Source organism: Youngiibacter fragilis 232.1, from assembly GCF_000495435.3.
Lineage (GTDB): Bacteria > Bacillota > Clostridia > Clostridiales > Clostridiaceae > Youngiibacter > Youngiibacter fragilis.
This window is the reverse complement of record NZ_AXUN02000233.1, coordinates 46,014-52,013: the sequence shown is the minus strand read 5'-3', so window position 1 is coordinate 52,013 and position 6,000 is coordinate 46,014. Positions and strand designations below refer to the sequence as shown.

5 protein-coding genes are annotated in these 6,000 nt (G+C 44.5%); all 5 read right to left on the bottom strand.

Annotated elements, in window-relative coordinates; all coding sequences use genetic code 11:
• A partial coding sequence (locus tag T472_RS20705) for an RRXRR domain-containing protein (RefSeq protein WP_174515133.1) occupies positions 1 to 99 on the bottom strand: 99 nt, incomplete at its 3' end.
• Between the two features lie 539 nt (positions 100 to 638).
• Entirely contained in the window at positions 639 to 2,888 is a 2,250-nt protein-coding gene (locus tag T472_RS18775) for an ABC transporter permease (RefSeq protein ID WP_207643994.1), read from the bottom strand.
• 107 nt (positions 2,889 to 2,995) lie between these two features.
• Positions 2,996 to 3,694 carry an ABC transporter ATP-binding protein gene (locus T472_RS18770; protein WP_023387126.1) on the bottom strand — a complete coding sequence of 233 codons (699 nt, stop codon included), beginning with the start codon at positions 3,692 to 3,694 and terminating at the stop codon, positions 2,996 to 2,998.
• Positions 3,695 to 3,806: 112 nt separating this feature from the next.
• Positions 3,807 to 4,118 (bottom strand): hypothetical protein, encoded by a 312-nt coding sequence (locus tag T472_RS18765; protein ID WP_052011868.1) that lies wholly within the window; start codon positions 4,116 to 4,118, stop codon positions 3,807 to 3,809.
• A gap of 772 nt (positions 4,119 to 4,890) precedes the next feature.
• Complete coding sequence (locus tag T472_RS19660; protein ID WP_052011867.1) at positions 4,891 to 5,784, bottom strand: RNA-guided endonuclease TnpB family protein; 894 nt, start codon at positions 5,782 to 5,784, stop codon at positions 4,891 to 4,893.
• Positions 5,785 to 6,000 lie beyond the last annotated feature (216 nt).

The following is a 6,000-nucleotide window of genomic DNA, read 5'->3' as shown; positions in this document are numbered from 1 at the left end:
TACCACTTTTGCCTTGCCATCCTTCAACAGATGCTTCACTTTTCCATGCCGATTGGTAGGCATAAGTGGATTTCCATTTTTACTTAAAATGTAGACCAAACCGGCACCCCTTTCTTGATGTAGTTAAGTACATAATTCCGGCAAAATTGCCAGTTGGCATCCTTCGCCAATGTTGTAATTGCTTTTTACGCCTGCAACACCGTTCCCGTTAACCCAAGAGAACTTTTAATCACAGGCAACAGAGCCACGGATTAGGATGGACGTCCGTAGGTGTTATGACAAAAACAACGTAGTGCCGAAGCACTTAGGCTAATCAACCAGGCACAATGGATTGCTCCTTCATGCCTTCGACTTCAGTCGAGGGTTAGTTGACACCTATTATAACAAATATCAGTCCCAAAATCGTAAATGCGCTGCTTCGGCTTTCCCAACCAAAAATGTAGCTAAGTGCATTATATAACAGCAATATGGATCCAACTAGCGCCATTACATATCCTTGGTTCTTTGTATTCATTTTACATCCTCCTAAGGCTTTATACGATACAACGATATTGTATAGAAAACTGAGTTTCTTGAAGTATGCATATTGATTGGTGTTCTGCGTGATCATTTTAGTGAAACATTAGTGGCCCTATTGTTTATTCTCCGTATGCCTTTAGGACCTCCTGCAGTGGGACCTTGCTGATGCGGCGCCTGGAAATTGCTGAACCAACGTAGAATATGCCAATGACAAACAACAAACCCCAGATGATCTGGAGAAGCTGGAACTCGAAGGGAATAAGAATTCTATATCCCGAGGCGAAAATACGCATCAATCCCTTTATTACCAGGAGTGCCAAAGGGATGGAGAGGAAATAAGATACCACTGAAAATGCCAGGTAGCTGTTCAGAATCATCCTGTTGACCTCACGCTTGCTATAGCCAAGTACCTTCAAAAGTGAAATCTGGTAGTAGCTGCCCTCTACTGTAAGGGAAGACAGCACAAACAGGAGGAAAGTTGAAATAAGGGCTGAACCGCCTACCATCGCAGAAGTGACGACATTGACAAACTCAGACATTGCAGATGACTGTTCGATGATTGAAGCCTTGCTTGTGACTGACTCATAGGATGAAGCCGATGGCTCGGATTTCGCATAGACTCCGCTGAAAAGGTCCGAATCGGCCCCCGAACTCAGGATCATGCTCAGACTTGTGATATCCAGATAGATGCTGTCACCCAGGAACTCATCTGCAACTCCGTTGACCCTGAAACTGTACAAATCATCTTCTATCCTCACACTGATAGAATCTCCTGTATCGATTCCCTCCTTCATCGACAGTCTCCTGCTTATTACAACACCATTGACAAGCTCCGATGTGATTACCCTATCCTTATCATCGTATAGCCTGTAGAGGGTGGAGTAAGGGGAAATACCCTCCATTGATACAGTCAGTCCATCCATATCCGCGTAAGGATATTTAAGGAACTTCTCCTCTCCTTCAGCAGGCAGGGGCAGCGGTCTGATTGGATCCACAAAGGCTATGTATTCGTAATCGACCTTGTCCAGGTATCCAACGGTCATACGCTGGACAATGCCCTTAGTCATGAAGGAAAACTGAATCAGTATGGTGAAAAACAGTATTCCTACAAAGAAAACAATGAAGGAAAGCGTATTGCGCATGGCGTAAAGATACTTGAACTTGGTAGAGGCCTTCATTCGCTTGAGAAGCTTTGAAACACTCTGCATTACAGACCCCTGAACCTTTGGGACCGGGGGATGCAGCAGGGAAAGGGGGCGCTCACTAAGGATCCGGGAGATGATAAACGCTGAAATGTTGCTGAAAAACAGGAGAGGGACAAATACAGAAGTGGCGAAGATTCCAAACTTATGGACGATAGGTACGTAAGGAACCAGATAGAAATCAACATATAGCCCCTTCATAGGCTCTGAAAGAAGGTATCCTACAAAATACCCTGCCAGAAGAAGGAGAAACGTAAAGAGTGAAATGGACAGCAAGTATGGTTTGGCTATCCTTCCTTTACTATATCCGATAGCCTTCATCAGGCCTATCTGGCTGCGCTGGCCATGGAGCAGATGATAAAGCATCAGGGCTACCACCGCTGCACCGATGGCTCCAATAAATAGAGACAGTCCGATTCCCATTACCCAACCCTGGGTCATCTCGCTAAAAATAGCTCCGCTCCACAAGGTAGTTTCTTTGTCAGTGAGTGTGCTGACGTAGTCTATGTCATATTTGTAGAAGCTGTCGTCCACTGGAGTACCTGATAAGCTTGCTCCAGAAAGGTGGAATCCTTCGTCGCCACCCAGGGCTTCAAATGCGTTATCAGACATAAGGGCTGTAGTCTGGATTCCGGTGTTTACATTGAAGCTGTTGTCAATCATCGGGAAGTTGTAGTCGGGGAACAGAACAAATCCTGATAGTACGTATGACCGGCCTCCGATTGACAGGCTGTCTCCGATCTCCAGATTGTTTTTTCGGGCATAGACTCTGCTGACGCAGATTTCACTGTCCGATGATGGTGAGGTTCCTTCCTCAATCATGGAGAGGTTAATCCTCTCGGCATCTTTAAGGACCATGGCCTTGTGTTCTGTGCCGTTTAGACTATAGCTGATGATCCTGTACTGGCGGAGCTCGAGTTCAAATCCAGAATAGTGGCTGCTAAACTCACTTATCCGATCCTGTGCCAGAGAGAAGAAAAGATTGGGATCTTCCTCCTTGATGTCTGAGAGTGTGTATTTACCCTGGGCAGCAAGAACGGCAAGGTCAGGGTCAGTAAGCTCCTTCTGAGTCAGTACCGGCTTCATTTCAATTGAGAAGTCCTCCAGCCTGTACTCTTCAAGGAACTGTCTCGTTGGATCCTCAAAGCTTGAAAGTGAATAGAACATCATGGAATATATGGCGGAGCATAATAGGACAATGCCCCCCAATGCCAGGAGCTGGATCCATTTTCTGCTAAAACTTCTTAGGATGTTTTTGTATAGCATGGGACCTCCTAACTCCAGGAAATATCCCTGGCCCGTTTTCGAACGGGGTTCACTGTATTTGAAATGATCTGGCCTGAATTCATGCGGATTACCTTGTGGGCCATTTCAGCGATACCGGTATTGTGTGTTATCACAATTATCATTGTCCCGAATTCCTCATTCAGCTCCTGGAGAATGGCAAGGATCTGCTTGGAGTTTTCCTCATCAAGTGAACCGGTGGGCTCATCACAGAATATGATTTCAGGATTCTTCGCAAGGCTCCTTGCAATTGAAACACGTTGCTGCTCACCTCCGGAGAGCTGCCAGGGGTATTTGTTGCGCAGATCGTAAAGACCGACACGTTTCAGAAGCTCTTCGACATTCAGGGGCTCATTTCCTATTTCAGCACCGATCTGGATATTCTCCAGGACAGTAAGATTAGGAAAAAGGTTGTACTGCTGAAAAATGAAACCGAGCTGTTCACGTCTGAACCGTGTCATTTCTGTGTCACTGAACTCAGTTAGTTCATTGCCGTTATATATGATGCTGCCTGAGGTTACTGTATCAAGTCCGCTGATGACATTCAAAAGTGTGCTCTTGCCGCTGCCGCTCGGGCCCAGGATGACAGCCAGTTCACCATCCTCAATTTCCAGGCTGACTCCTTTGAGGGCCTCTGTCCTGACCCCTCCGGCTTCGTAGGTTTTGGTCACATCCGTTAGTTTGATCATGATTTTCCCACTCCTTTTCCCTGCACGCTTCAGTCAGGTTCACCAATTGGTAAAATCCATCTGTTAAATTTTTCATATTTGGCAGCAGATGCTCCTCAGTTAAGATCAGGCTTTAGCCTATTGAACTCATAGACTTTACAAGGGAATCATTTTTGATATCCCTATGCAATGATTCAATCCCGTTTAAAGCTTCTGCATAGTGTGAGTCTGATACAAAACTGACATTGGGGTTCTTTTGGATTACACACGATACATATGTTGGATTGTTTTTTGAAGGCTGTTCTGTGAAGGTATCAATGCCAATATACTCAATGAAGAGGTTTGCTACTATCATATCTGCAGCAGGCAACCCGTTTTCAATGTCTGACAAATCTGATTTCTTGTGCACAAGCAGATTTTCAGATTTCTGTACTTCTCTCTGCATGCATCCAGATGGCCTGATTTATGTCAATACCATAAACAGCCTTTATCCTTGAACGGTCTATTTGCTGCAAGTCATTTCCGCCTGCTATGCCTAATATGGTAACCGATCTAACCTCGTATTCATGCAGCTGTGACTTCATGATCTTATTCGGTTTATGCAATTGCTGTACAGATTTTTATTAATGCCCATTCTGAAATTGTGAACCAACTCTATATATATAATTATAATCCTAAATTTTCAGAAACATCCAATTTTTCAAACGGGACTGAAGCATAAAAGCTCTCTGTAAGCAGACTGGAGTGATGCAGTCTTACTGTACTTCTGTTATCGAATTAAATTCTTCCTCATTGGTTACACCGACAGGAATTCAGAGAAGATTTGGAGTCCAAGATTTGCGAGATGAAAAAAGACACCTCAGTAGAAGTGTCATCTAAATATTTGCGATGTTGATCGAATTAAAGCAGCTATCCTAGTTTGAAAATGATCAGCGAATCTCAATGTGTACTTCCTTTCCTAAGCTTTTTGCGATTTTTGCCAGGAATGCTCTCATGACTAAAGTCACGAGATTCTTGGGAACAGAGCATACTTACCGGCTTATTTCTTTGCCGCCAGAGGTTTCTCTTGTTTACCAAGCTATCCCCGCAATTCCTGCGGTTCCTGTTTGTTTCTGTATTGCTAAGACTCTGGTGTAAGAGCTCTTATCCTGATGACTTCTTTTCCATACCAGGAAGCCTTGTACTGCAGTTTCGATACAAGGCTCGTCCACGATACATCAGAAATGCTTTTTGCCAGTTTGTGGCTCTAGCATCATGCCCTTCACGTTAAGGTCCTCGATACAGATGATATCGTGGTTTTTGACTATCTCCGTACTGAGTTTGTTCAGAAATTCATTTCGCTGGTTCGCAATCCTTTCATGGAGCCTTGCTACCTTCCGTCTCTGCTTCTGATAGTTCCTGGCTTCAGACAGGGGAACGCCTCTTTTCTCCGCATCAAGTGCACGCCTTGCAAGCTTTCGCTGCTCACGTCTTAGTCTCTCTTCCATTTGCCTGGTGAAATGGTTGTTGTCATTCCTGATGCCGTCTGACAGGACTGCAAAGTCAGTGATTCCGAGGTCAATACCGACTGCAGAGTCAGTCTTGGGCAATTCACAGATTTCCTCTTCACAAAGGATTGATACGAAGAATTTCCCACTCGATTTCCTTCGTACTGTGGCATTCAGTATACGCCCTTTCATCTCCCTGCTGTCTGCAAACCTGACCAGGCCGAGCTTAGGCAGCTTCAGGTAGTTTCCGGATACTGCGATATTGTTGTTAGTTAATTGTGTAGTGTAGCTTTGCCTCGGGCTCTTTTTGCTCTTGAACCGGGGATGCTCATTCTGTCCTTTGAAAAAGCGGGAGAAGGCGTCCGACAGGTTACGAAGCGAATTCTGGAGAGAGAACTTATCCACTTCACAAAGCCATACAGTTTCCGGGTCCCTCTTCATCTTGGTCAGAAGTTTGGAGTCTGCGAAATAAGTCAGACCTTTTCCGGTCTCCTCATATTCATTGTTCCAAAGTTCCAGAAAATGGTTGTATACATACCTTGAACAGCCGATGGTCCTTACAATCAGCGTTTCCTGTTTCTTATCCGGATAGATGCGGTATTCATAGGCCTTATGCTGCAGCACTGCACTCACCTCCACCAATGTAAAGTATGGAATGTCTCATTTCTTTTCTGATTCTGTATGTACCTGCGGATCTGTTCCTCGGTGCTTTCGATCTGCAGATGTACATAATCATTATGCGTTTCAACATCCAAAATATACAAAGCATTTTTATCAGTAATCAGAATTAACAAATCGTTCACATAACCGTGTACATAATGGATTTTAGACATAAGAATA